The 24,236-nt window shown below is 37.2% G+C and carries 27 protein-coding genes; 20 read left to right on the plus strand and 7 right to left on the minus strand.

From position 1 onward, the window contains the following. Positions 1-205: 205 nt before the first annotated feature. From KAOT1_RS23110 to KAOT1_RS19475, 6 genes are read right to left on the minus strand one after another with little or no spacing between them, the layout of a single operon-like run. Positions 206-493 carry a hypothetical protein gene (locus KAOT1_RS23110; protein ID WP_157560202.1) on the minus strand — a complete coding sequence of 96 codons (288 nt, stop codon included), beginning with the start codon at positions 491-493 and terminating at the stop codon, positions 206-208. Beyond that, positions 387-1,205, minus strand: a complete 819-nt coding sequence (locus KAOT1_RS19455; protein WP_007096615.1) for a TPM domain-containing protein — start codon at positions 1,203-1,205, stop codon at positions 387-389. Before KAOT1_RS19455 ends, KAOT1_RS23110 begins: the two co-directional genes overlap by 107 nt. Further along, entirely contained in the window at positions 1,205-1,645 is a 441-nt protein-coding gene (locus tag KAOT1_RS19460; protein WP_007096616.1) for a TPM domain-containing protein, read from the minus strand. Before KAOT1_RS19460 ends, KAOT1_RS19455 begins: the two co-directional genes overlap by 1 nt. Positions 1,646-1,665: 20 nt before the next feature. After that, a complete protein-coding gene (locus KAOT1_RS19465; RefSeq protein ID WP_007096617.1) occupies positions 1,666-2,259 on the minus strand; it encodes a LemA family protein in 594 nt (197 codons plus the stop codon). 48 nt (positions 2,260-2,307) lie between these two features. After that, positions 2,308-2,637 carry a MerR family transcriptional regulator gene (locus KAOT1_RS19470; protein WP_007096618.1) on the minus strand — a complete coding sequence of 110 codons (330 nt, stop codon included), beginning with the start codon at positions 2,635-2,637 and terminating at the stop codon, positions 2,308-2,310. After that, the gene (locus KAOT1_RS19475) at positions 2,637-3,611 is read right to left on the minus strand and encodes a M23 family metallopeptidase (RefSeq protein WP_007096619.1); all 975 of its coding nucleotides are present in this window, start codon (positions 3,609-3,611) and stop codon (positions 2,637-2,639) included. The genes KAOT1_RS19470 and KAOT1_RS19475 overlap by 1 nt, the downstream gene beginning before the upstream one ends. Positions 3,612-3,874: 263 nt before the next feature. Here KAOT1_RS19475 and alaS point away from each other — a divergent pair, with 263 nt between their 5' ends. The 4 genes from alaS to KAOT1_RS19495 all read left to right on the plus strand — a co-directional run bounded on the left by alaS (position 3,875) and on the right by KAOT1_RS19495 (position 8,144). Further along, the gene (gene alaS, locus KAOT1_RS19480) at positions 3,875-6,487 is read left to right on the plus strand and encodes an alanine--tRNA ligase (RefSeq protein WP_007096620.1); all 2,613 of its coding nucleotides are present in this window, start codon (positions 3,875-3,877) and stop codon (positions 6,485-6,487) included. A 34-nt stretch (positions 6,488-6,521) separates the two neighbouring features. Then, positions 6,522-6,920, plus strand: a complete 399-nt coding sequence (locus KAOT1_RS19485; protein ID WP_007096621.1) for a hypothetical protein — start codon at positions 6,522-6,524, stop codon at positions 6,918-6,920. Between the two features lie 4 nt (positions 6,921-6,924). After that, positions 6,925-7,875: a GSCFA domain-containing protein gene (locus KAOT1_RS19490; protein WP_007096622.1), complete on the plus strand. Its 951-nt coding sequence runs from the start codon at positions 6,925-6,927 to the stop codon at positions 7,873-7,875. A 71-nt stretch (positions 7,876-7,946) separates the two neighbouring features. Then, on the plus strand, positions 7,947-8,144 hold the full coding sequence (locus KAOT1_RS19495) for a GldL-related protein (RefSeq protein WP_007096623.1): 198 nt from the start codon (positions 7,947-7,949) through the stop codon (positions 8,142-8,144). On the opposite strand, the gene KAOT1_RS19500 is transcribed toward KAOT1_RS19495, so the two are convergent. Next, on the minus strand, positions 8,141-9,883 hold the full coding sequence (locus tag KAOT1_RS19500) for an aromatic amino acid hydroxylase (RefSeq protein ID WP_007096624.1): 1,743 nt from the start codon (positions 9,881-9,883) through the stop codon (positions 8,141-8,143). The two genes, KAOT1_RS19495 and KAOT1_RS19500, sit on opposite strands and share 4 nt — an antisense overlap. A 111-nt stretch (positions 9,884-9,994) precedes the next feature. Here KAOT1_RS19500 and KAOT1_RS19505 point away from each other — a divergent pair, with 111 nt between their 5' ends. The 16 genes from KAOT1_RS19505 to KAOT1_RS19575 all read left to right on the plus strand — a co-directional run bounded on the left by KAOT1_RS19505 (position 9,995) and on the right by KAOT1_RS19575 (position 24,097). After that, positions 9,995-10,570, plus strand: a complete 576-nt coding sequence (locus tag KAOT1_RS19505; RefSeq protein WP_007096625.1) for a TetR/AcrR family transcriptional regulator — start codon at positions 9,995-9,997, stop codon at positions 10,568-10,570. 104 nt (positions 10,571-10,674) lie between these two features. Next, positions 10,675-10,830, plus strand: a complete 156-nt coding sequence (locus KAOT1_RS23115; RefSeq protein WP_157560204.1) for a hypothetical protein — start codon at positions 10,675-10,677, stop codon at positions 10,828-10,830. Positions 10,831-10,976: 146 nt separating this feature from the next. Then, positions 10,977-12,050 (plus strand): 1,2-phenylacetyl-CoA epoxidase subunit PaaE, encoded by a 1,074-nt coding sequence (paaE, locus tag KAOT1_RS19510; protein ID WP_007096627.1) that lies wholly within the window; start codon positions 10,977-10,979, stop codon positions 12,048-12,050. Positions 12,051-12,317: 267 nt separating this feature from the next. Continuing rightward, positions 12,318-13,304, plus strand: coding sequence for a 1,2-phenylacetyl-CoA epoxidase subunit PaaA (gene paaA / locus KAOT1_RS19515; RefSeq protein ID WP_007096628.1), 987 nt, complete (start codon positions 12,318-12,320; stop codon positions 13,302-13,304). A 99-nt stretch (positions 13,305-13,403) separates the two neighbouring features. Then, complete coding sequence (gene paaB / locus KAOT1_RS19520; RefSeq protein WP_007096629.1) at positions 13,404-13,688, plus strand: 1,2-phenylacetyl-CoA epoxidase subunit PaaB; 285 nt, start codon at positions 13,404-13,406, stop codon at positions 13,686-13,688. A gap of 112 nt (positions 13,689-13,800) precedes the next feature. Then, on the plus strand, positions 13,801-14,553 hold the full coding sequence (paaC, locus tag KAOT1_RS19525) for a 1,2-phenylacetyl-CoA epoxidase subunit PaaC (protein WP_007096630.1): 753 nt from the start codon (positions 13,801-13,803) through the stop codon (positions 14,551-14,553). Positions 14,554-14,630: 77 nt separating this feature from the next. After that, positions 14,631-15,131 (plus strand): 1,2-phenylacetyl-CoA epoxidase subunit PaaD, encoded by a 501-nt coding sequence (paaD, locus tag KAOT1_RS19530; protein ID WP_007096631.1) that lies wholly within the window; start codon positions 14,631-14,633, stop codon positions 15,129-15,131. Between the two features lie 102 nt (positions 15,132-15,233). Further along, a complete protein-coding gene (locus tag KAOT1_RS19535; RefSeq protein ID WP_007096632.1) occupies positions 15,234-16,019 on the plus strand; it encodes an enoyl-CoA hydratase-related protein in 786 nt (261 codons plus the stop codon). A gap of 43 nt (positions 16,020-16,062) precedes the next feature. Beyond that, entirely contained in the window at positions 16,063-16,434 is a 372-nt protein-coding gene (locus tag KAOT1_RS19540) for a four helix bundle protein (protein ID WP_007096633.1), read from the plus strand. 176 nt (positions 16,435-16,610) lie between these two features. After that, complete coding sequence (locus tag KAOT1_RS19545) at positions 16,611-17,807, plus strand: 3-hydroxyacyl-CoA dehydrogenase NAD-binding domain-containing protein (protein ID WP_007096634.1); 1,197 nt, start codon at positions 16,611-16,613, stop codon at positions 17,805-17,807. A 23-nt stretch (positions 17,808-17,830) separates the two neighbouring features. Continuing rightward, the gene (locus tag KAOT1_RS19550) at positions 17,831-18,217 is read left to right on the plus strand and encodes a four helix bundle protein (protein WP_040559721.1); all 387 of its coding nucleotides are present in this window, start codon (positions 17,831-17,833) and stop codon (positions 18,215-18,217) included. 13 nt (positions 18,218-18,230) lie between these two features. Then, complete coding sequence (locus KAOT1_RS19555) at positions 18,231-18,644, plus strand: PaaI family thioesterase (RefSeq protein WP_007096636.1); 414 nt, start codon at positions 18,231-18,233, stop codon at positions 18,642-18,644. 86 nt (positions 18,645-18,730) lie between these two features. After that, positions 18,731-19,942 (plus strand): 3-oxoadipyl-CoA thiolase, encoded by a 1,212-nt coding sequence (pcaF, locus tag KAOT1_RS19560; RefSeq protein ID WP_007096637.1) that lies wholly within the window; start codon positions 18,731-18,733, stop codon positions 19,940-19,942. Positions 19,943-20,380: 438 nt separating this feature from the next. After that, positions 20,381-22,873, plus strand: a complete 2,493-nt coding sequence (gene paaZ, locus KAOT1_RS19565) for a phenylacetic acid degradation bifunctional protein PaaZ (protein WP_007096638.1) — start codon at positions 20,381-20,383, stop codon at positions 22,871-22,873. A gap of 156 nt (positions 22,874-23,029) precedes the next feature. Further along, on the plus strand, positions 23,030-23,296 hold the full coding sequence (locus KAOT1_RS19570; RefSeq protein ID WP_040559723.1) for a GIY-YIG nuclease family protein: 267 nt from the start codon (positions 23,030-23,032) through the stop codon (positions 23,294-23,296). Positions 23,297-23,344: 48 nt separating this feature from the next. Then, complete coding sequence (locus tag KAOT1_RS19575; protein WP_040559725.1) at positions 23,345-24,097, plus strand: enoyl-CoA hydratase/isomerase family protein; 753 nt, start codon at positions 23,345-23,347, stop codon at positions 24,095-24,097. The last annotated feature ends 139 nt before the right edge of the window (positions 24,098-24,236 follow it).

Raw genomic sequence — 24,236 nt, forward strand, 5'->3', positions numbered from 1 at the left:
TTCGCTTTTGGGTCGCTTCGCTTTTGGGTCGCTTCGCTTTTGGGTCGCTTCGCTTTTGGGTCGCTTCGCTTTTGGGTCGCTTCGCTTTTGGGTCGCTTCGCTTTTGGGTCGCTTCGCTTTTGGGTCGCTTCGCTTTTGGGTCGCTTCGCTTTTGGGTCGCTTCGCTTTTGGGTCGCTTCGCTTTTGGGTCGCTTCGCTGATCTTCTTAAATAACTAAAAACGTCTCTTCGAGTGGTTTTTTGGAGTGAAACGAAGAAAAATTGTATCGAGAAGTGCTCTGAAACTGAAACATTTTTTCGAAAGTTTTCACATTGAGCGGAGTCGAAATGAAAAACTTTTGGCAATCTATTTTTGAAGTAACTACAAGGTAGTTGAGCTTGTCGAAGCTACCAACTTCCTCCAGCACCACCACCACTGAATCCGCCGCCGCCGAAGCCGCCACCAAATCCGCCACCGCCGCCGAAACCGCCGCCACCGCTGCTTCCGCTTCCAAAAGATCCTTTTCCCATATTACTTAAAATAATAATATCGAGTAAGTCACTTCCTGTACTATGTCTGCCGCCACCGTGATTATTACCGCCATTTCGTTTGTTATTGGCTAAAATAGAAACGAGTACGATAAAGAAAATTACCAAAAAGAAAACGACACCAATGGCGATTCCTTTGCTTGAACGTCGCCGTTCACCAGTAAATTCACCTTGTAAAACTTCAATAATACTATTTATACCTTCATCAAGTCCGCCATAATAATCCCCTTTTTTAAAGTATGGAATGATGCGATTTCGTGTAATTTGCCCCACAATTCCTGCGGTCAATTTATTTTCTGCACCATATCCAGGCGAAATCCATATTTTACGATCTTTCACAGCCAAAACCACCATGACACCATTGTCTTTTCCTTTTTGTCCAACGCCCCATTTTTGTCCCCATTCTGGCGTAAGCATGCCAATACTTTCTCCATTTGTAGATTCAATAATTGCAATCACAATTTGTGTAGAAGTCGTATCTGAATACTTAATCAGTTTATTTTCTAAAGAAGCTTTTTCAGTACGAGAAAGTAACTTTGCATAATCGTAAACAGCATCAGGATTTGCTTTTGTTGGTTTTGGTGGAATGTTAAACTGAGCGAACGAAACGTTCAAGAAAAACAGTCCAAGAATACAAAGAAAAGTTCGTAAATATGTAGTATGTAAGTGTTGCAGCATTAGCCTCTGGAAATTTCGTTTGGTAGTTCGTCTTCGTGTGTGTGTGCATCCCATGGGAAATGTGCTTGCAGTTCCAATCCGGCTTTTAGGACACCTTCAATCAAGCCTTTAGTGAAATTCCCTTCTTGAAAATAATTGCGCATGACATCGCGGGTAGTGTCCCAAAAATCACAGGGAACCACATCGTTAATGCCTTTATCGCCATAAATGACAAATTTTTTATCGCGCACAGCGACATAAATGAGCACACCATTACGGAGTCGTGTATTGTCCATCTTCAGTAGATGAAATACTTCTAGTGTACGATCAAACGTATCTACATCACAATGATCTTCAATGTGAATTCTGATTTCACCAGAAGTACTTCGTTCTGCCGTTCTAATGGCAGCTACGATTTCTTGTTCTTCCTCAGCGGAAAGGAAATCTTCTACTTTAGACATACTTTGTGTTTTTTTATGGATTAACTACTAAAATCAAGCTCAACTTCTGGAGCATTTTCTGTACCAGCAGCAGCTTTAAAACGCGCCATTTCTTTAAATCCGAATAATCCTGCAAATATGTTATTTGGAAATGTTTTTGTAGAGATATTATAGTCGTTTACAGCGCTATTGTAACGATTTCTTGCGGTGCGTACAGAGTTTTCAGTACTTGCCAATTCATCTTGGAGTTTCAAGAAATTTTCATTGGCTTTTAAGTCAGGATAACGCTCAACAGTAACTAATAATCGCGAGAGTGCGCCAGATAATCCATCTTGTGCTTGTTGAAATTTTGCTATATTTTCTGGTGTTAAGTCATCTACATTAATCTGCGTTTGCGTTGCTTTTGCTCGTGCGTTGATTACAGCTTCTAGGGTTGTACGCTCAAAATCGGCGGCACCTTTTACAGTTTTGACTAAATTTTTAATAAGATCGCTTCTTCGTTGGTATTCACTTTCTACGTTAGACCATGCGGTTTTGGCATCTTCTCTTAAAACAACCATTGAGTTGTATCTAGTGTAAGCGAAAATTGCAATAATCGCGAGAACGACAAGGATAATTAACGATTTTTTACTCATAATTATTCGGGTTTATGTATTAGTATAGTGTTGATATTGGTTGAAATGTTACAAGTTGTCCTTGATTTTTACAAGTTCAGCTCGAATATGTTGTAATTTACGAATAATCTCAAAATTGGATAGCGTTTTTTTCTTTTCCTCTTTTAAGTGAACTTTTGCCCCGCCGAGCGTAAAGCCACGCTCTTTGACCAAATGGTAGATAAGTTGAATATGTTTGATGTCTTCTGGAGTAAATTTGCGATTTCCCTTTGCGTTTTTTTTAGGTTGAATTTCGTCAAATTCTTTTTCCCAAAAACGAATCAAAGAGGCATTTACGCCAAAGGCTTTGGCAACTTCGCCAATACTGTAATATAATTTTTCTGGTAAATCAATATGCATTAGTCAAGCGATTGATTTTGCTTTGCAGCGTTTTTAAGTAATTCTTCAAATTCTACCGCAGATAAGTTTCCGTAGTAAAAGTTTATCGGATTTATTTTTTCGCCGTTTTTTCGAATTTCATAATGCAAATGTGGTGCTTGTGATCGTCCTGTACTTCCCACAAAACCAATTAAATCACCACGTTTTACTTTTCTTCCTTTGCGCACATTGTATTTGCTTAAATGTGCATACAACGAAACATAACCATATCCATGATCGATACGAATGTGTTTTCCAAATCCTGAAGATGAATTGTCGGCACGCACTACAACACCATCACCAGAAGCATAAACGGGCGTTCCTCTTGGTGCGGTAAAATCCATTCCCCAATGCATTTTTCGTGCTTTTGTAAACGGATCATTTCGCCATCCATATCCAGAAGCCATTCGTGTCAAATCTTCATTATTGACAGGTTGTATGGCAGGAATTGAAGCTAAAAATTCTTCCCGATCTTCAGCAAGTTTTGCAATTTCATCTAATGATTTCGATTGAACAATGAGTCGTTTTTGCAGTTTTTCAATTTCTTTTGTAGTTGCCACTAGCAATTCACCATTTTCTAATTTATACAAATCTTCATAGCGATTTACACCACCAAAACCTGCTTTTCGCTGTTCTTCAGGAATCGGATTGGCCTCAAAATACAAACGATAAATATTATTATCTCGTTCTTCAATATTTTTTAGAACATCTTGAGCTTGTTTTATTTTTTTATTCAACACATCATATTGAAACTTTAATTGTGTTACTTCTCGCTTCAAAACCTTTTCTTTTGGCGTTTCTAGCGCAGTATTAAAGATGATTGTAACAAACAAAACTGCAAATAAGGCCGAGGCAGCAAAAAACAAAAAAATGAACCCAATTTTGCGTCCACGCTTGCTTTCAATCTTTCGATAAGACAGTGTTTCTGAATCGTAATAATATTTTACCTTACTCATTCCTTAAATTATACTATTTTTGTACAGATTTTTCGTGAAATTATTTCACGAGCAGCTTGTAAAACGAACAAATATAACTATTGTTTTACAGTTTTTAGAAATTTTAGAGCAGGTTAAGATAATTTTAATAATCAAAAAAAGGTTATCTGGCGAATATTGTATAAAAATAAACGACACGAAATAGGCGTGCAAAATGTTATTATTTTATCAAATATAAAAATAACGAATAACAGGCGCCATTGAGTGAAAATATAAAATTACACATGAAATCTCAGGATATTAGAGCGAAGTTTTTAGAGTTTTTTAAATCTAAAACACATCAAATTGTACCTTCTGCGCCAATGGTGACAAAGAATGATCCTACTTTGATGTTTGTCAACTCTGGAATGGCACCTTTTAAAGAATATTTCTTAGGAAACGGAACGCCAAAAAGCAATCGTATTGCAGACACACAAAAATGTCTTCGTGTAAGCGGAAAGCACAATGACTTGGAAGAAGTTGGGTACGACACCTATCATCATACCATGTTTGAAATGTTAGGAAATTGGAGTTTTGGAGATTACTTTAAAAAAGAAGCCATTACTTGGGCTTGGGAATTGCTTACGGAAGTGTACGGAATAGATAAAGACATTCTATACGTAACCGTTTTTGAAGGAAGTGATGAAGATGGACTGAAACTCGACCAAGAAGCATACGACTTGTGGAAAGAAATTGTTCCAGAAGAACGCATTTTGATGGGGAATAAAGCAGATAATTTCTGGGAAATGGGCGAACAAGGTCCGTGTGGTCCATGTTCGGAAATTCACGTTGATATTCGTTCTGAGGAAGAAAAAGCAAAAATACCTGGTGCCGATTTGGTAAATATGGATCATCCGCAAGTAGTGGAAATTTGGAACTTAGTTTTTATGCAATACAATCGTAAAGCAGATAAATCTCTAGAAAAATTACCGGCACAACATGTTGATACAGGAATGGGATTTGAGCGTTTGTGTATGGTATTGCAAGACGTAAAATCGAACTATGATACAGATGTTTTTACACCACTTATCAGAGAAATAGAAACCATTACCAATGTAAAATATGGTACTAATGAAAAAGTAGATGTCGCTATTCGTGTGATTGCCGATCATGTACGTGCAGTTTCCTTCTCTATTGCAGACGGACAATTGCCAAGCAATAACACAAGAGGTTACGTAATTCGTCGAATTTTACGTAGAGCGGTTCGTTACGGATTTACATTTTTAAACAAAAAAGAACCATTTATTTATCGTTTGGTAGATGTTTTGGACAATAAAATGGGGAAAGCATTTCCTGAACTCAAAGAGCAAAAGCAATTGATTCAGAATGTAATTAAAGAAGAAGAACAGTCGTTTTTACGAACTTTAGATCAAGGTTTGGTATTGCTCGATCGTGTCATAGAAAACGTAAATGGAAAAGTTGTTTCAGGAAAAAAAGTGTTTGAATTAAAAGATACGTACGGTTTTCCAGAAGATTTAACGGAATTGATTTTGCGTGAACGCGGATTAACCTACAACGAGGAAGAATTTGATGCGGCACTCAAAATACAACAAGAAGGTGGACGAAAAGCAACTGCAATTCAAGCAGATGATTGGGTGGTGTTACTCGAAGATGAAGAAGAAGAATTTGTAGGCTACGACTTGCTAGAAGTTGATGTAAGATTGACGCGCTATCGTAAAATTGAAACCAAAAAAGAAGGCGTTCAATATCAATTGGTATTCAACATGACTCCATTTTACCCAGAAGGCGGTGGACAAGTTGGCGATAAAGGATATGTTGAAACTTCAAACGGAGATGTCATTTATGTGTTAGACACCAAAAAGGAAAACAATCTCATCATTCACATCACTAAAAATTTACCCAAAAAATTAAACGAACCGTTGCGTGCCGTTGTCGATAAAAAACAGCGTGAACGTACAGCGGCAAATCATACCGCAACACATTTACTGCATCAAGCATTACGCGAAATATTAGGAACGCATGTAGAACAAAAAGGTTCTGCGGTACATTCTAAATATTTACGATTTGACTTTTCTCACTTTTCTAAATTAACCGTAGAAGAATTGCGTGACGTAGAAAACTTTGTGAATTCGCGAATAGAAGGAAAGCTTCCGCTTGAAGAAAAACGAAATCGCCCTGTAGAAGAAGCTCTCGCAGATGGAGCTTTAGCACTTTTTGGAGAAAAATATGGTGACACAGTGCGTTCGATCCGTTTTGGAAAATCGATTGAATTGTGTGGTGGAACGCACGTGCAGAATACCGCAGATATTTGGCACTTTAAAATCAAATCTGAAGGCGCTGTTGCAGCAGGAATTCGTCGTATTGAAGCAATTACCTATGATGCAACCAAAGAGTTCTACTTTGAAAACAACCGCGCATATTACGAAATAAAAGATGTATTAAACAATCCGAAAGATGCTGTAAAAGCTGTAACGGATTTAAAAGATGAAAATGCTAAATTGCGTAAGCAAATTGAAAATTTACTAAAAGATAAAGCGAAAAACCTAAAAGGTGAGCTTAAAAACGAATTGAAAGACATTAATGGCGTTCAGTTTCTAGCGAAGCAAGTAGATTTAGACCAAAACGGAATCAAAAACCTAGCATTTGAACTTGGTGGCGAAATCAAAAACTTATTTTTATTCTTCGCAACAGCGACAGAAAATAAAGTAATGTTAACTTGCTACATCTCAAAAGAATTGGTTTCCGAACGTGGTTTTGACGCAGGAAAAGTAGTAAGAGAATTAGGGAAACTAATTCACGGCGGCGGAGGCGGACAACCTTTCTTTGCAACAGCAGGAGGAAAAAATCCAGGTGGAATTCCAAAAGCTATCGAACGCGTAAAAGAATATGTAAAATAATTAAATAGTAAGTAATAATCCTTATAATAGCCAAATGAAAAAAGCAGTATTAATAGCAGTAGCATTGTTGTTTGCCTTACCAATGTTTGCTCAAAAAGAAACAAAAAAAGAAGACAAAAAAGAAGACGTATACGTTTGGTGTGTCATGCCAAATAAAAAAGGAGAATGGTTAAAACTAACGCCTCCAACACCAAAAGTAGTTTCAGATTTTCAAGAAAAATTGATCTATCTTAAACTTTTAAACGAGTATGACATTGTTGAAAAAGGAAAACTAGACAGAGCAACAAGTGATGCCATTTTAAAAATGGAAGCACGAAAAGGTGTTACCTACGAAAGCAAAGAATTGGTAGGATTTACGCAAGGAATGAAAAACAGATTGCTTGTCATGTACGCAAAAGCAATAAGAGCTGAAAAAGCAAAGAAAAAGCAATAACTGCATGATTTTACAGACCAACATTCCTTTTGCAAAGGAAGCATATAACCCAATAACTTACGACTCAAAAGTAGGTTTATTGGGTTCTTGTTTTTCGGAACACATGAGCGGAAAGTTGGCGTATTATAAATTTAAAATCTTTCAAAATCCGTTTGGAATATTATTTCATCCAAAAGCGATTGAAAATCTCCTACTCAAAGCAATCAATCAAAATACGTATACCGAAGCTGATATTTTTTATGCAAACGAACGTTGGCACTGTTTTGAAGCACATTCTGAGTTGAGTCACGCGGATAAAAATGTGTTACTAGAAAATTTAAATTTCGCTGTGGCGGAAACGTACATGTTTCTAAGAGATGCTTCACACGTAATTATTACCTTAGGAACAGCTTGGACGTACCGACATATTGAAACCGATACTATTGTTGCCAACTGCCATAAAGTACCGCAGAAGCAATTTTTAAAAGAAATCTTATCGGTTGATGAAGTTGCGGCAAGTATAGAAAATACGGTTGCTTTACTCAAAAGTATCAATCCAAAAATTACAACTCTGTTTACAGTTTCACCTGTGCGACATGTAAAAGATGGTTTTGTAGAAAATCAACAAAGCAAAGCGCATTTATTGGCAGGAATTCATCAAATCGTATCCAAACGCCATCAAATACATTACTTTCCTTCGTATGAATTGATGATGGACGAATTACGCGATTATCGTTTTTACGCAGACGACATGATACACCCAAATTTATTAGCCATACATTACATTTGGGAAAAATTTCAGCTCGCTTGGATTTCTCACGAAAGTGAACAAACGATGACTGCTGTTGAAAACATTCAAAAAGGATTGGCGCACAAACCATTCAATCCTAAATCGGAACAGCATCAAAGATTTTTAGCAAATCTTCAAGCTAAAATACAAGAACTACAAACGCAATTTCCAGAAATAAAATTTTAAGCGTGTAGCATAAAAAGTGTAACTTTTAAGTTTAAATTTACACAAATACAGGTACTTAAAAAACGATATCTATGAAAGTAAAACACATCATTGCACTATTTCTACTAGGAATTTTTATGACCATTATTGGTGCTTTATTCAAAATACAACATTGGCCGTATGGATCTATGATTTTAACCGTTGGCTCATTTACAGAAGGTTTGGCAATTCTGCTTGGCATCTGGAAGTTACTCTCAACTAAAAAATTTAAAGATTTTTTGAATAGTTAATGCTTCACCAAATCAATTCCATCCTGAATTAAATGTGCAATTTCTTGTCGTTCAGTTTGGATGGTTTGTAAATGTTGTAAAATTTGCTCCTGTAAATCAGGCTGATTTCTGGTCAATTCAAACAACTCTACCAACAATAGCCAATCTTTTGGATGCTGACTTTTCAGTGTTTCAAAAATAGTTTCTAAAGAAATTGAAGCATCTTTTTGGGTTCTAAACTCGCGAACTTTTGCATACAAGGCTTCCAAATCTTCATCGGCTTTAGACTTTTCAACTTTTACCGTCAATGTTTCCGATTTAAAATGCATCGTATCAAACGAATTATAATCGGCAGCGCCAGCATAGGCTGAAACAATCTTTTTCCCTAAAGCCAAATCAAACGTACCATATTCTGGTTTAAACAACACGCGATCTTTGTAGGTTACGGTACAATCAGTAAACTGAATTAAAATCAGCTTCCCAAAAATATTACGAATTCCTGTTACATTCAATCCTTCTACTTTAATGCCACTTTCATATTCAAAGGCAATCCGTTCGCCATCATAAAAATTATAGGCTTTCAAATCGCGCGGACTCATATCTTCAATCGCTAAATTAATGCCTTTCAATTTGCCTAACGGCGAACTAAACCCATGTGGATGCATCGTTACACCATGACCAATCAACTCTTTCTCCCGATTCGATAGCGCAGTTGGTCCTTCCGTTCTAAAAAACACAACTTCATTATCTTCATTTGTAATCATTTCTGTAAAAACGCCAGAAACTTGCAAACCTGTACTGAGTTCAATCGTTCCAATCTTTTTAGATTCAATCAGCTTTCGCAAACCTCTAAATCCGCCTTTTCGCAATGCCATTGTAGAGGCAAATTCCTCTAACACTTGCATCAAATATGAAAAATCGGGTGTTACGTACAATTGTGGTTGCGGTTTGGTAATATCAAACTCTTGATACGCAGCATCAACAGAATACGGGAGTTTTTTCACTTCGTCTGTCATACACCATTTGCTTTCGCCAATAGAAGACAGTAAACCTGCGCCATAAATCTTTGGGTTTTCTACAGTGCCAATCAAGCCATATTCAACGGTCCACCAGTGTAAATTTCGAATCATTGCCATCTCAGACAATTCTACTTTCTTTGCTTGCAACTTATTCACACGAATTTCGGCAGCTTCAATCTCAGCCTCGCTACTTCCAGGCGCTTCTTTCACAATAGAAAGTTTGCGTACGGCTTCGTACATATCATTGTCGTGTGCGGACAAAATAGCTTTGGCACCAATCTCTCCAAAACGGCGTAAATACTCTGCATAATCAGGATTAGCAATAATGGGCGCATGTCCTGCGGCTTCATGAATAATATCGGGAGCTGGCGTATATGAAATATGTTCCAACTGACGAATATCGCTGGCAATGACCAAAACTTTATAAGCTTGAAACTCCATAAAAGCATTCGGTGGAATAAATCCGTCCACGGCAACAGCAGCCCAACCAATCTCTTTTAGAATGCGGTTCATGCCGTACATGCTCGGAATATTATCAATAGAAATTCCTGTCTTTTGCAGACCATTTAAATAAGAATTATGTGCCACCGTACTCAAATATGAAACACTTTTACGCATCACATAACGCCAAACAGCTTGATTAATAGCAGTGTAATCGTCGTAATTCTGTGGTTTTATATATTGTTGTAAATGTGGAGGAAGTCTGTCCAACAACGGATTTGTCTCAATATTCTCGTTCATCTGGCAAATTTTCACAAAGCTATTAAAACATAAAATAGCAACGCAATAAAATGTAAAAATTCAACGTATTTCATAAAATATGTATCTTCACAAACTCATAAGGGCAACATCATGGCACAAAAACCTGAAACTCGCAAAGAAGAAATTGTACGTACTGCAGAAATGCTTTTCAAAAAAAAAGGATATAGTGCGGTAACAATGCGCGACATTGCTCAGGCAATGGGAATTAAAGCGGCAAGTTTGTACAATCACATTCAATCCAAACAACAAATTCTTTCCGAAATTATCATCAAAATTGGAGAGGATTTCACCGAAGGAATGGCAGAAATTGTGGCTGCAGAACTTACCAGCATTCAAAAATTAGAAAAAATTATCGGTTTACATGTTAAAATTACCATGAAAAACCCTTCCAGAATGGCAACAATGAATAACGATTGGATGCATCTAGAAGAAAAAATAGACTACTATTTGCAGTTGCGAAGAAACTACGAAGAAAGCTTCCGCCAAATCTTAAAAGAAGGTATTGAAAAACAGGAATTAAAAGCTGTAAACCCAGAAATCATCTTATTTTCCATACTTTCCACATTGCGTTCACTCTATCTGTGGATTCCAAAAAAAGAAGACATAAATCAAGAAGATTTACTTCAAACGCTGAGCAAAGTATTGCTCAAAGGAATTGTAAAATAAAATAAACATTACAATTTAACATCCGAAAAAATAGTGAGAAACCATAATTTAACAAGCGTAATCTTACTTATATTTGTCCAATATAATTTTTTAAATCTACCATAATGAAGAGAAAGCCTACCAGAGATTTGAGATTTAAAAAAAATATAGTCTCAAATCTAAATGAAGTAAAAGCGGGTGGACCGCCACCACCACCAGGAAGCAATTCCTGTGTGCAAGAGCAAACATGTGTAACGTGTAAAGACCTAGCATGTAATTGAGTGAAATAATCACTGTCAAATATCAAAAAGAGCGCAATTTGCGCTCTTTTTTTATATGTAAACAGTTGACTGATAATATTTAACAAAAAATTAGTTGTAAGTCAAACTAACAATTGTTAGTTTTGTAAAAACAACTAAAAAATTACATGGCAAAGTTTCATGAAATCGAAGTCGCTGAAGTATACAAAGAAACTTCAGATTGTACAGTTATCACATTCAACATTCCTGAAAATCTTCAGGAAGAATTCAAATACATACAAGGGCAATATCTTACATTACGAAAAATAATTAATGGTGAAGATATTCGCCGATCATATTCGCTATGTTCAAGTCCTGTAGACAACCAATGGAAAGTCGCCGTAAAGCAAATTCCAGGCGGCATATTTTCAACCTACGCAAATGCAGAACTCAAAGCAGGAGACAAATTGGAGCTTATGGTGCCGCAAGGTCGTTTTTATGTAGAAGTGGATCCAAACGGCAAGAAAAACTATATTGCTTTTGCCGCAGGAAGTGGAATCACACCAATGCTTTCCATCATCAAAACACATTTAGAGCTAGAACCAAAAAGTACATTCAAACTCTTTTACTTGAATCGCACGGTAAAATCTATTATCTTTAAAGAGGAGATAGAACAATTGAAAAACAAATACTTACAGCGTTTCAATATCTTCTATTTCTTGACAAAAGAACAACGTGACATTGAATTTTTAAATGGACGTTTTACTCCAGAAAAAATTCAAACACTCACAAAAACGTTTATTGATATAAACGATACGGCAGACTGTTTTATTTGTGGACCTGAAGAAATGATTTTTCTCATCAGAGACGAACTCGAAGCCGCAGGATTACCAAAAGAAAACATTCACTACGAATTGTTTTTCTCAGGTGATAACAAAGCATCAAGTACACAAATTGCCGAAATATTAGAACAAAAAGTAGACGGAACAGACGTAACCATTGTCGATGGAGGAAAAGAATTTCACTTCATCATGGAAGACGAATATGATAACATTCTCGATGGCGCATTAGCCGCAGGAGCCGATTTGCCATTTGCTTGTAAAGGTGGCGTTTGTAGCACGTGCAAATGCAGAGTCATAGAAGGTTCTGTAGAAATGAAAATCAACTATGCATTAGTTGAAGAAGAACTCGCGAGCGGATTAGTACTGTCATGTCAAGCCGTTCCAACCACAGAAAAAGTCGTGGTAGACTTTGATGTGTAGAAATATTTTGGGCGTTACCCAAGGGTCAGGCTTTCGCAACTCGCTCTCACAACTCTGAAAATAATGAGCTCACTGAGCGGAGTCGAAGTGAGGAGCTTAAACAAATTGCTCAATCCCTAACGCAGAACTTCCCGAGAAATCGGGAATCTAAAGAAATCGGGAACTTAACAAAAAAAGAAAAAGAAAAAGAAAAAGTAATCCAAAATGTTATATCGAGCGCAGTCGAGATATACTTCAGATTACAAATGCAATTAAAAATTCATAACTATGAGTGAAGCACAATTAAAAAATACTGGAACCGAACGTAGTCGAAGTTTAGAAGAAATTTTTGAACAACGCATCGCAAACGACGAAAAAATAGAACCAAAAGATTGGATGCCTGAAAAATACAGGAAAACACACATTCGTCAAATATCACAGCACGCACACTCTGAAATCGTTGGAATGTTACCAGAAGGAAACTGGATTACCAGAGCACCTTCATTACGTAGAAAAGTAGCATTACTAGCCAAAGTACAAGACGAAGCTGGTCACGGATTATACCTTTACAGCGCATGTGAAACCTTAGGAATCTCTCGCGATGAATTGTATGACCAATTACACTCTGGAAAAGCAAAATACTCAAGTATTTTCAACTATCCAACGGTAACTTGGGCAGACATGGGTGCTATTGGTTGGTTGGTAGATGGCGCAGCAATCATCAACCAAGTACCATTATGTAACACTTCGTACGGACCGTATGCAAGAGCGATGATTCGTGTATGTAAAGAAGAAAGCTTTCACCAACGACAAGGATTCGAAATTATGATGTCACTTTGTAACGGAACGGAAGTACAAAAACAAATGGCGCAAGATGCATTAAACCGTTGGTGGTGGCCATCACTCATGATGCTAGGTCCAACAGACTCAGAATCTGTACACACAGAACAGTCTATGAAATGGAAACTAAAACGTAAAACCAACGACGAATTACGTCAGCAGTTTATCGATCAAACAGTTCCACAAGCAGATATCTTAGGACTTACCATTCCAGATCCAGACTTAAAATGGAATGAAGAAACAGGTCATTACGACTTTGGAGAAATTGATTGGGAAGAATTTTGGCAAGTTGTCAAAGGTCACGGACCATGTAACAAAGAACGTATGAATGCACGAGTTGGAGCATGGGAACGCGGAACGTGGGTTCGTGATGCAGCAATGGCATACGCCGAAAAGCAACAGGATAAAAAAGTAAATTCAGCGAAAGCGGTTTAACAATAATAAAATCTGTCATGTCGAGCGCAGTCGAGACACAAACAGATGTTAAAAATTTGAATACTAACTAAAAGTTACCCACTTTCGTGGGCAATAAATATGGAAAAAAACTGGCCTCTTTGGGAAATATTCGTAAGAAGTAAAAACGGATTAGAACACAGACACTTCGGAAGTCTACACGCAGCAGATGCAGAAATGGCATTGGAAAATGCAAGAGATGTATACACGCGCAGAAGTGAAGGTGTAAGCATTTGGGTGGTAGAATCTAAAAACATCACAGCATCCAATCCTGAGAACAACGGAGAATTATTTGAACCAGCACAAGACAAAATATATCGTCATCCAACGTTTTATACCTTACCTGATGAAATAAAGCATATGTGATACGTAGTGTCATTCCTGCGTAGGCAAGAATCAACATTCGTACACTGAGCGGAGTCGAAGTGTACTTTGAAGTTTAACAACAAAAAGATTCCCGTTTTCACGGGAAATAAATATGAAAACAAACCTATACAACTACATACTCGAACTAGCAGACAATTGCTTAATTGCAGGTCAGCGATTAGGAGAATTATGTGGTCACGGACCAAGTTTGGAAACAGACATTGCATGTACAAATATTTCTTTGGATTTATTTGGACAAACACGTAGTTACTTTCAATACGCAGCAGACATCAAAGGTGGTGATGCTTCAGAAGATAGCATTGCATTCCTGCGTTACGAACGTCAATACAAAAATGTATTATTAGTAGAACAGCCAAATCGTGACTTTGCATACACAATTGCAAGACAATATCTATTTGATGTATTTCACTTGTTATTGCTAGAAAAATTACAATTCAGTCAAGATATGATTTTAAGTGCTATTGCAAAAAAGTCTATCAAAGAAGCATCATATCACGTTCGTTTTACGGGAGATTGGATCAAACGTCTAGGGGATGGAACTGAGGAAAGTCATGCAAAAATGCAAGAAGCTATTGACGGACTTTGGACATACACCAACGAATTATTTGAAGTTACAGAAGAAGCAAAAATATTAGCTGAAGAAGGAATTGCGGTTAACGTTTCTACTTTAAAAGACTTGTATTATGAAAAAGTTTCAGCGTTGCTAACGGAAGCAACTTTAACAGTTCCTGAAAACAAATACTTCCAAAAAGGAGGGAAATCTGGAATTCACACAGAACATATGGGATATTTACTAGCAGACATGCAATACATGCAAAGAGCTTATCCAAATATGAAATGGTAATATTTCTGATTTCTCAGAAATATTACCATTTCATCCTGAACTCGTTTCAGGATCTCCCAAAAATCCGACACCAGTAAATGATCGCAACAAATCAACACATAGAGGAAGAATTAATCCCGATTCTTGAAAAAGTATCAGATCCTGAAATTCCGGTACTTTCTATCATGGATATGGGCGTTGTGCGTTCAGCAATAATTGTCAATGGAATCGTTGAGGTAAGCATTACACCAACATATTCAGGCTGTCCTGCAATGGATGTTATTGGTGATGACATTGCAAAAGCATTAAAAGAACACGGGTATGAATCCAAAGTAAAATTAATCTTAGTTCCTGCATGGACAACCGATTGGATTACGGAGCGCGGACGAAAAGCGTTACGCGAATACGGAATTGCACCACCGTTAACTCCTGATGCAGACAAAGATGCGTTATTGGGCGATAAACGAATTGTAAAATGCACCAATTGCGGTTCAACCAACACAAAATTAGTCAGTCAGTTTGGTTCTACAGCGTGTAAAGCACTATTCAAGTGTGAAGACTGTTTAGAACCGTTTGATTACTTCAAATGCCTTAAATAAATAATAAACCACAAAATTTTAAATAATAAATGTAAACCTGATAATTTGTTATGACCTAAACTTTTACATTTAGACTTTATTATTTTATATTTTACATTACATATGAGTAACCAATCAATCAAAATAACCATTCAAAACAATGTAGCGTACGTAACGCTCAATCGTCCTGAAGTATTCAACAGTTTCAATCGTGAAATGGCTTTGCGCTTACAAGACACATTAGATCAATGTGAACAAAATGACGAAATCCGTGCGATCGTCCTAACTGGAGAAGGAAAAGCATTCTGTGCCGGACAAGACTTAAAAGAAGTGACACATCCAGAACTCAATCCTGGATTCAAAAAAATACTTGAAGAACATTACAATCCAATCATTCAGCGAATTCGAAACATTGAAAAACCAATTGTTGGAGCAATAAATGGAGTTGCCGCAGGAGCAGGAGCAAACATCGCTCTAGCCTGTGACATTGTAGTAGCGCACGAAAAAGTAAGTTTCATTCAAGCATTTAGTAAAATCGGATTAATTCCAGACAGCGCAGGAACGTTCTTCTTACCACGACTCATCGGCTTCCAAAAAGCATCTGCTTTGATGATGTTGGGTGATAGAATAAGTGCTGTAGAAGCAGAGCGTTTAGGAATGCTTTACAAAGTATTACCATTAGAAACCTTCAAAGAAGAAGTGACAGCTTTAGCTGAAAAATTAGCAAAAATGCCAACAAAAGCATTGGGATTAACCAAAAAAGTATTAAACCAATCACTCACAAACGATTTAGAATCACAATTAGCTCTAGAATCAAAACACCAAATAGAAGCAAGTGAATCAGAAGATTATCGTGAAGGTGTAGCTTCATTTGTTGAAAAACGAACACCAAATTTTAAAGGGAAATAATTTTTGAATGTCAAATATTGAATAATTAATACTGAATGTAAAAGTGAAAAATATAAAGTATGATATAGAACATCGTTTAATTCAATTTTCTATTGATATTATAAAGCTATGTCAAAAAACAAATAAAAACTTTGCATCAGAACATTTAATAAAACAAATTATTCGACCTTCAACATCTTCGGCTTTAAACTATGGAGAAGCACAAAGTGCTGAATCTACAAGAGACTTTCAACATAAGATGAAAATATGTCTGAAAGAATTAAGAGAAACATCAGTAAATTTAAAAATTCAAAAAGTAATACAAAATATTTCTGACACACTAGCATTAGAGCGATTGATAAAAGAAAATAATGAACTCATAGCAATCTTTGTTTCTAGTATTAGAACATCAAAAAGTAAAAATAATAAAGTATAAATATCGAATCAATAAAGTGAATTAGAAGCTCAACTTCATCATTCAATATTTCATATTCGACATTCAATATTCAAAAAATTTGGAATTAGATTAAGATTAATAAAAAAACATGAATTCGGAATTATAAAAGTTTAATACGTCAGCATTTAACATTTATAATTTAACATTTATAATTTATGATTAAAAACGTAGGAATAATAGGTTCAGGAACCATGGGAAGCGGAATTGCGCAAGTTGCAGCAACTGCAGGATGCATGGTAAAACTATACGACACCAAACAAGCTGCTTTAGACAAAAGTAAAGCTGCTTTAGAAAAAATACTAAATCGTCTCATTCAAAAAGGACGTATTGACGAAGCTGAAAAAGAACGCATTCAAGGAAATATTTCCTATGTAAATACGCTTAAAGACTTAAGAGATTCTGACTTAACGATCGAAGCCATCATTGAAAACTTAGACATCAAGCAAAAAGTATTTTCAGAACTAGAAACATACGTAAGTGATGATGCAATTATCGCTTCAAACACGTCATCACTCTCTATCGCTTCTATCGCTTCATCACTGCAAAAGCCAGAACGTTGTATTGGAATTCACTTCTTCAATCCAGCGCCATTAATGAAGTTGGTTGAGGTAATTCCTGCAATTCAAACTTCAAAAGAAGTATTAGAAAAAGCAACGCAAACTATTGCTGATTGGAAAAAAGTAGTCGCAGTCGCAAAAGACACACCAGGTTTTATCGTAAACCGAGTGGCGCGACCTTTCTATGGAGAATCCTTACGAATCTATGAAGAAGGTTTAGCAGACTTTGAAACGATAGACAATGCGCTAAAAACATTGGGTAAATTCCGTATGGGACCATTTGAGCTAATGGATTTTATTGGAAACGATGTCAACTACACCGTAACAGAAACTGTATTTACAGCGTTCTATTTCGATTCAAGATACAAACCATCATTTACACAAAAGCGTTTATCAGAAGCAGGCTACTTAGGTAGAAAAACAGGAAAAGGCTACTATGATTATGATGAAAATGGAAAACGTGTCACGTTGAGCGCTGACATTGAGCGAAGTCAAAATACAGATTCTCATAACAGCGAATTATCACAACAAATCTTCAACCGCGTCTTAGTCATGCTCATCAACGAAGCAGCTGATGCGTTATTCCTAAACATCGCTTCCGCAGAAGATATCGACAATGCCATGACTAAAGGTGTCAACTATCCAAAAGGATTATTGGCTTGGGCAGATGAAAAAGGAATTGATTGGTGCGTAAAAACCTTAGACGATTTATACGATGAATACCACGAAGATCGATATCGTTGTTCACCGTTATTACGAAAAATGAATCGTCAAAAAACAAAGTTTTTTAACTAGGGATTTGGTATTAGGGATTAGGTATGAGTCAAGTAAGTAAATACAATTTTAAGTTTGAAAACCTACAGGTTTATCAAAAAGCGATGGATTTTGGTGAATTGATAAATACTATTGTTAGAAAATTTCCAAATCACGAATTATATGCTCTATCATCTCAATTCAGAAGAGCTGCCGATTCTATTGCATTAAATATAGCTAAAGGTTATCTTGGTTCTGATGCGCAATTTGTAAAACATTTAAATCACGCTATTTACAGCGCTAATGAATGCGTAAGTTGTAGTACAAAAGCAAGAAAGAGAAACTACATAAATTTTGAAGAAGACGAAGAAAACAGAAGATTACTTTCTGAATTAACCAAAATGATGTCGTCTTTACGAAAAAGGATCAAAGAAAGAAACACTAATCCCTAATCCCCAAAAACCAATGCCTATAAGCGGAGAAAAAATACCAACCAAAATGCTAAGTCAAGATCCATTCAGTACATGGCTAGGCATCGAAATACTTGAATGTGAAATAGGAAGATGTAAAGTTGGATTAACAATCAAAAAAGACATGCTCAACAGTATGGGAAAAGCGCATGGAGGTATTAGTTATTCGTTGGCAGATACCGCATTCGGATTTGCCGCAAATACGCATGGTAAATACGCAGTTTCTATTGAAACATCTATCAATCACATTGAAGCACTAGAAGAAGGCGATTTCATTACAGCAGAATCTGTCATCGAAAAAGTAAAAAACAAACTTGGATTTAACATTGTAGAAGTTAAACGTGGAGACGAACTCATTGCATTATTCAAAGGTGTCGTATATCGAATGCAAAAAGACTGGGAAGAATAAGTACGATTTACGATATTTGATTGTAGATTTTAGATAGAAACTTCAAAATCAACAATCGTCAATCAATAATCTTAAATATAAAAGACATGGAATCATACATCATAGACGGAGTCAGAACTCCCATAGGAAAATTCAAAGGATCACTAGCGACCAAACGTGTAGACGATTTAGGGGCATTAGTCATCAAAGAAGTAACAGATCGAAATCCAAACATTCCAAAAGATGCCTACGACGATGTCATCATCGGTTGTGCCAATCAAGCAGGAGAAGACAATCGTAACGTTGCGCGCATGTCTGGATTATTGGCAGGATTGCCATACACAGTTCCTGGAGAAACCGTAAACAGACTCTGTAGTTCTGGATTATCAGCGATTATTCACGCCAATCGTGCCATCAAAGCAGGCGATGGCGACCTATTCATTGCTGGCGGAGTAGAAAACATGACACGCGGACCGTACGCCATTGCAAAACCTTCAAGCGCTTTTGGTACAGATGCCAAAATGTACGATACCAGTTTCGGATGGCGATTCATCAATCCGAAAATGCACGAAGCTTACGGAACGGACGGAATGGGCGTAACGGCAGAAAATCTCGTAGAAAAATACAACATCTCACGTGAAGATCAAGATGCATTCGCCTACAGAAGTCAAATGAAAGCAACCAAAGCACAAGAATCTGGACGATTAGCGAAAGAAATCGTTGCTGTCGAAATTCCGCAACGTAAAAAAGATCCAATCATCTTCAATCAAGATGAATTCATCAAACCAACCACAACGCCAGAAATCTTAGCAAAACTAAGAGCAGCATTCAAAAAAGAAGGCGGAAGTGTCACCGCAGGAAACGCTTCAGGTTTAAACGACGGTGCAGCAGCAACCATCATAGCTTCCGAAGCGGCTGTCAAAAAATACAATCTCAAACCAATGGCAAGAATCGTAAGTTCGGCAGTAGTGGGTGTGGAGCCAAGAATCATGGGAATCGGTCCTGTAAATGCTTCCAACAAAGCACTCGAAAAAGCAGGATTAACCATGGACGATATGGACGTCATAGAACTCAACGAAGCCTTTGCAGCACAAAGTTTAGCCTGTATTCGCGAATGGGGATTGGCAGACGATGATGCACGAATCAATCCAAATGGTGGAGCAATCGCAATCGGTCATCCGCTCGGAGTTACGGGAACACGCATTGCCTATTCTGCGGCGTTACAATTGCAAGAAACGGGCAAACGTTACGCACTCATTACCATGTGTATCGGTGTCGGACAAGGCTATGCGGCAATCATTGAAAATGTAAATAGTTAAAATAATTTGGGCGTTCCCACAAATGTTCACTAAGGTTCTCGAAGTGAACATTTGCGGTCGCTATGTCGCAAGTCGCTTTTTGTTCGTCATGCTGAACTTGATTCAGCATCTCACAAAAGAGCTCCAACAATTGCTCCAGCGCTAACGCAAATTTCAAAGGAAAACGGGAAACTCAAAAAAAACTAAAGGTATTCGATGTTAGTATTGAGTATTGAGAAGTTTCAAAGTAAAATTTGAATCAATTCAAAATAAAAAATAATCAAGAAAAGTTTAGACGTTTATTAAGTTTAAGAGTTTATACTTTGAAACAAAATATAGAAAAAACAACTTAGCCAAAAGCCAAAAGCCAAAAGCCAAAAGCCAAAAGCCAAAAGCCAAAAAACAAAAAACAAAGGATAGCGACCAACACATAACCAACAACACACAACAAAATAAAATATGACCTTACAAAGCTACATCAACGGACAATGGACGCAAGGAACAGGAGAAGGTTCTCCAATGTTTGATGCCGTCACAGGAGAAACCATCGGATTTGCAACCACAGAAGGACTCGATATTCCTGCAGCATTGCAATACGGAAGAACCAAAGGAGGCGAAAAACTTCGAAAAATGACCTTTCAAGAGCGTGGAAACATGCTCAAAAAATTAGCCTTGTATCTCAACAAACGGAAAGAACAATTCTACGATATCAGTTACAAAACAGGTGCAACACGTGTAGACAGTTGGATTGATATCGAAGGTGGATTCGGAAACCTATTCGCAAATGCTTCACTTCGTAAACTCTTTCCAAACCAACCATTTCACGTAGAAGGCGATCCAATCGATTTATCTCGTGGCGGACGTTTCATGGCACATCACATTCTCGTACCAAAACGTGGAGTAGCTGTACACATCAATGCATTTAACTTCCCAGTTTGGGGAATGTTAGAAAAATGTGCCGTAAACTGGATGGCAGGAATGGCAGCAGTCGTATTGCCAGCTCCACAAACGGCATATCTTACAGAAGCGGTTGTAAGAGTTATTGTAGATTCAGGAATCTTGCCAGAAGGTGCTTTGCAATTATTAAGCGGAATGACAAAATCAATCCTAGATACCGTAGAATCACAAGATGTAGTTACGTTTACAGGTTCTGCGCATACAGGAAGAATCCTAAAAGCACATCCGCGATTAACGCAAGAAGCAGTTCCTTTTACGATGGAAGCTGATTCACTAAACTGTTCTGTTTTAGGAGAAGATGCCGTACCAGGAACACCAGAATTTGATTTATTCATCAAAGAAGTTCGAAAAGAAATGACCGTAAAAACAGGTCAAAAATGTACTGCAATCCGAAGAATCATTGTTCCAGAAAACTTAGTTGAAGATGTACAAATAGCTCTTGGGAAACAACTCAGTAAAGTTACGATTGGTGATCCTAGATTAAAAGAAGTTCGCATGGGCGCACTCATCAACAAAACGCAAGTACAATCAGTAAAAGATCAAGTTTCTAAATTGGCAAAAACTGCTGATATCGTTTACGGAACATTGGATAACATCGATGCTGTTGGTGCTGATGGTGAAAAAGGAGCATTTCTAAGTCCAATATTACTCAGAGAAAACAATCCATTCAAAAATACAAACGTTCACGAAATAGAAGCTTTCGGACCCGTAAGTACCATCATGCCATACAAAAACATGGACGAAGCTATTGAATTGGCACAAATGGGGAAAGGTTCATTAGTATCATCAATCTTTACAAATGACGATACAAAAGCAAGAGAATATGTTGTAGGAGCAGCATCACATCACGGAAGAATCTTAGTCGGAAATCGTGATATGGCAAAACAAAGTACAGGTCACGGTTCACCATTGCCATTATTAGTGCATGGTGGTCCAGGACGTGCTGGTGGTGGAGAAGAAATGGGCGGAATGCGTGGCATCAAACATTACATGCAGCGTTGTGCCATTCAAGGTTCGCCAACTACACTAACGGAAGTTACAGGAATCTATCAGGCGAATGCTAAATACAAGGAAACACCAAAACATCCATTTGCATACCATTGGGAAGACATCGAAGCGGGAATGTCTTTGAAAACTCACAAACGCACGATTACAGATACGGATATCATCAACTTTGGAAACTTAACTTGGGATCATTTCTATGCGCATACCGATATTACTTCGCTTGACGGAAGTATTTTTGAAAAACGTACGGCGCATGGTTACTTTATCATTTCTGCGGCAGCGGGATTATTCGTCTATCCAAACAAAGGTCCAGTAGCGGCAAATTATGGTTTAGAAGAATGTCGTTTCTTACGCCCAATCTATCACAACGATACCGTATACGTACGATTGACGTGTAAAGAAAAAGTAGACAGAGATTCACGCGGAAAAGAATTACCTAGCGGAATTGTAAAATGGTTTGTGGAAGTTTTCGACCAAGAAGATGAATTGGTAGCAATTGCGACAATTTTGACGATGGTTCAAAAGAAAAATCCGTTTAAAACGATTAACAAAACTACCATCCAAAATTATCTAGGAAAACTAACAGAAGATACTAAACCAGCTTGGGGAACAATGTCACCACAACAAATGGTAGAACATTTGGAATACACGTTGAAAGTTGCTTCTGGAGAAATTCAAGATTTTGAAATTGAAACGCCTGAAAAATATTTAGAAAAAGTACACGATAGTTTGTATACGCATGATAAAATGCCAAGAAACTTTGACGCACCAAAACTATTAGAAAAATTAATAACGGAATCGCGTTACGAAAATCTAGCAGAAGCCAAAGCGAAATTATTAGAAGCGTATGATGCATTCGAATTGTACTTCAAAGAAAACCCAGAAGCAACCACTAAAAATGCAGTTTTTGGACATTTGGATAAATTTGAGTGGAATTTGATGAATACGAAGCACTTTAATCATCACTTTGAACAATTCGGCTTATTATAGCCGAATTGTTCAAAGCTCCCGAGAAATCGGGAGTCTAAAAATGAAAAGAGAATTATTCCAAGAAATCGAGAATCTAAAAAGTAAGAGAAACATTTTTACGAAAGCGAAAAAACTAAAAAATAAATCAAGAAATTGGAAACTCACTAGGTATACATCATCACCAACAAACCGAACGGTGTTTTGTATATAGGAGTGACCAAAGATTTAAAAAGAAGAATTAGGCAACATAAAAACAAAGTACATCCAACTACATTTTCAGCAAGATACAATTTGAATAAATTAGTGTATTTTGAAAAATATAATAGTAAAGACGAAGCACTTTTAAGAGAAAAGCGAATGAAGAAATGGAATCGTGATCGGAAAGTTGAACTGATAGAAAAAGAAAACCCTACTTGGGAAGATTTAGTAGGTAAAATAAAATAGAATTAAGTATAACCATTAAAAAGATTCCCGCTTTCGCGGGAAATGAATATGACTGATCCATACGTAAAACAAAACATAGAAAACGGTGTAGCAACCATCGAATTTTTTCATCCAGCACACAACTCGTTGCCAGGAGACATATTAGCCAAATTGGCACAAACTATTACCGATGCAGGAACGAATGACGACATCAAAGTAATCGTTCTAAAAAGTGGACGCGATCGAACGTTCTGTGCAGGCGCAAGTTTTAAAGAACTCATCAACATCAATGACGCAGAAACAGGAAGAATCTTCTTTTCAGGATTTGCCAACGTCATCAACGCCATGCGTAAATGTCCAAAGTTTATCATCGGACGTGTACAAGGAAAAACTGTTGGCGGCGGCGTCGGATTGGCGTCTGCGGTAGATTATTGCATGGCTTCCAAATTTGCTTCCATCAAACTAAGTGAACTCAACGTGGGAATCGGACCTTTTGTGGTTGGACCAGCCGTAGAACGTAAACTTGGTTTAAGCGGAATGTCGCAAATTGCCATTGACGCGAATAGTTTTTACGATGCAGAATGGGCGAGAAGCAAAGGTTTGTACATGAAAGTTTACGATTCAAATGAAGAACTTGATGAAGCTGTTGCCGCTTTTGCAAATCATTTGTGTACCTACAATCCAGAAGCAATGGCAGAAATGAAAAAAGCATTTTGGGCAGGAACGGAAGATTGGGACAATTTATTAGCAGAACGTGCAGCAATTTCAGGAAGATTAGTGCTTTCTGACTTTACAAAGGAAACGTTGAAACGATTTGCGTAATAAGATATTAGTATTTAGTAGTGCGGATTGAGATAAAATATTGACTGTCATTCCGCACTTGATGCAGAATCTATTTTTCTCAATTCTCAATACTAACCTCTCAAAACTAAAAATAATAATTTAAAAGATTCCCGCTTTC

Origin of the sequence: Kordia algicida OT-1 (assembly GCF_000154725.1) — a bacterium.
Taxonomy (GTDB): domain Bacteria; phylum Bacteroidota; class Bacteroidia; order Flavobacteriales; family Flavobacteriaceae; genus Kordia; species Kordia algicida.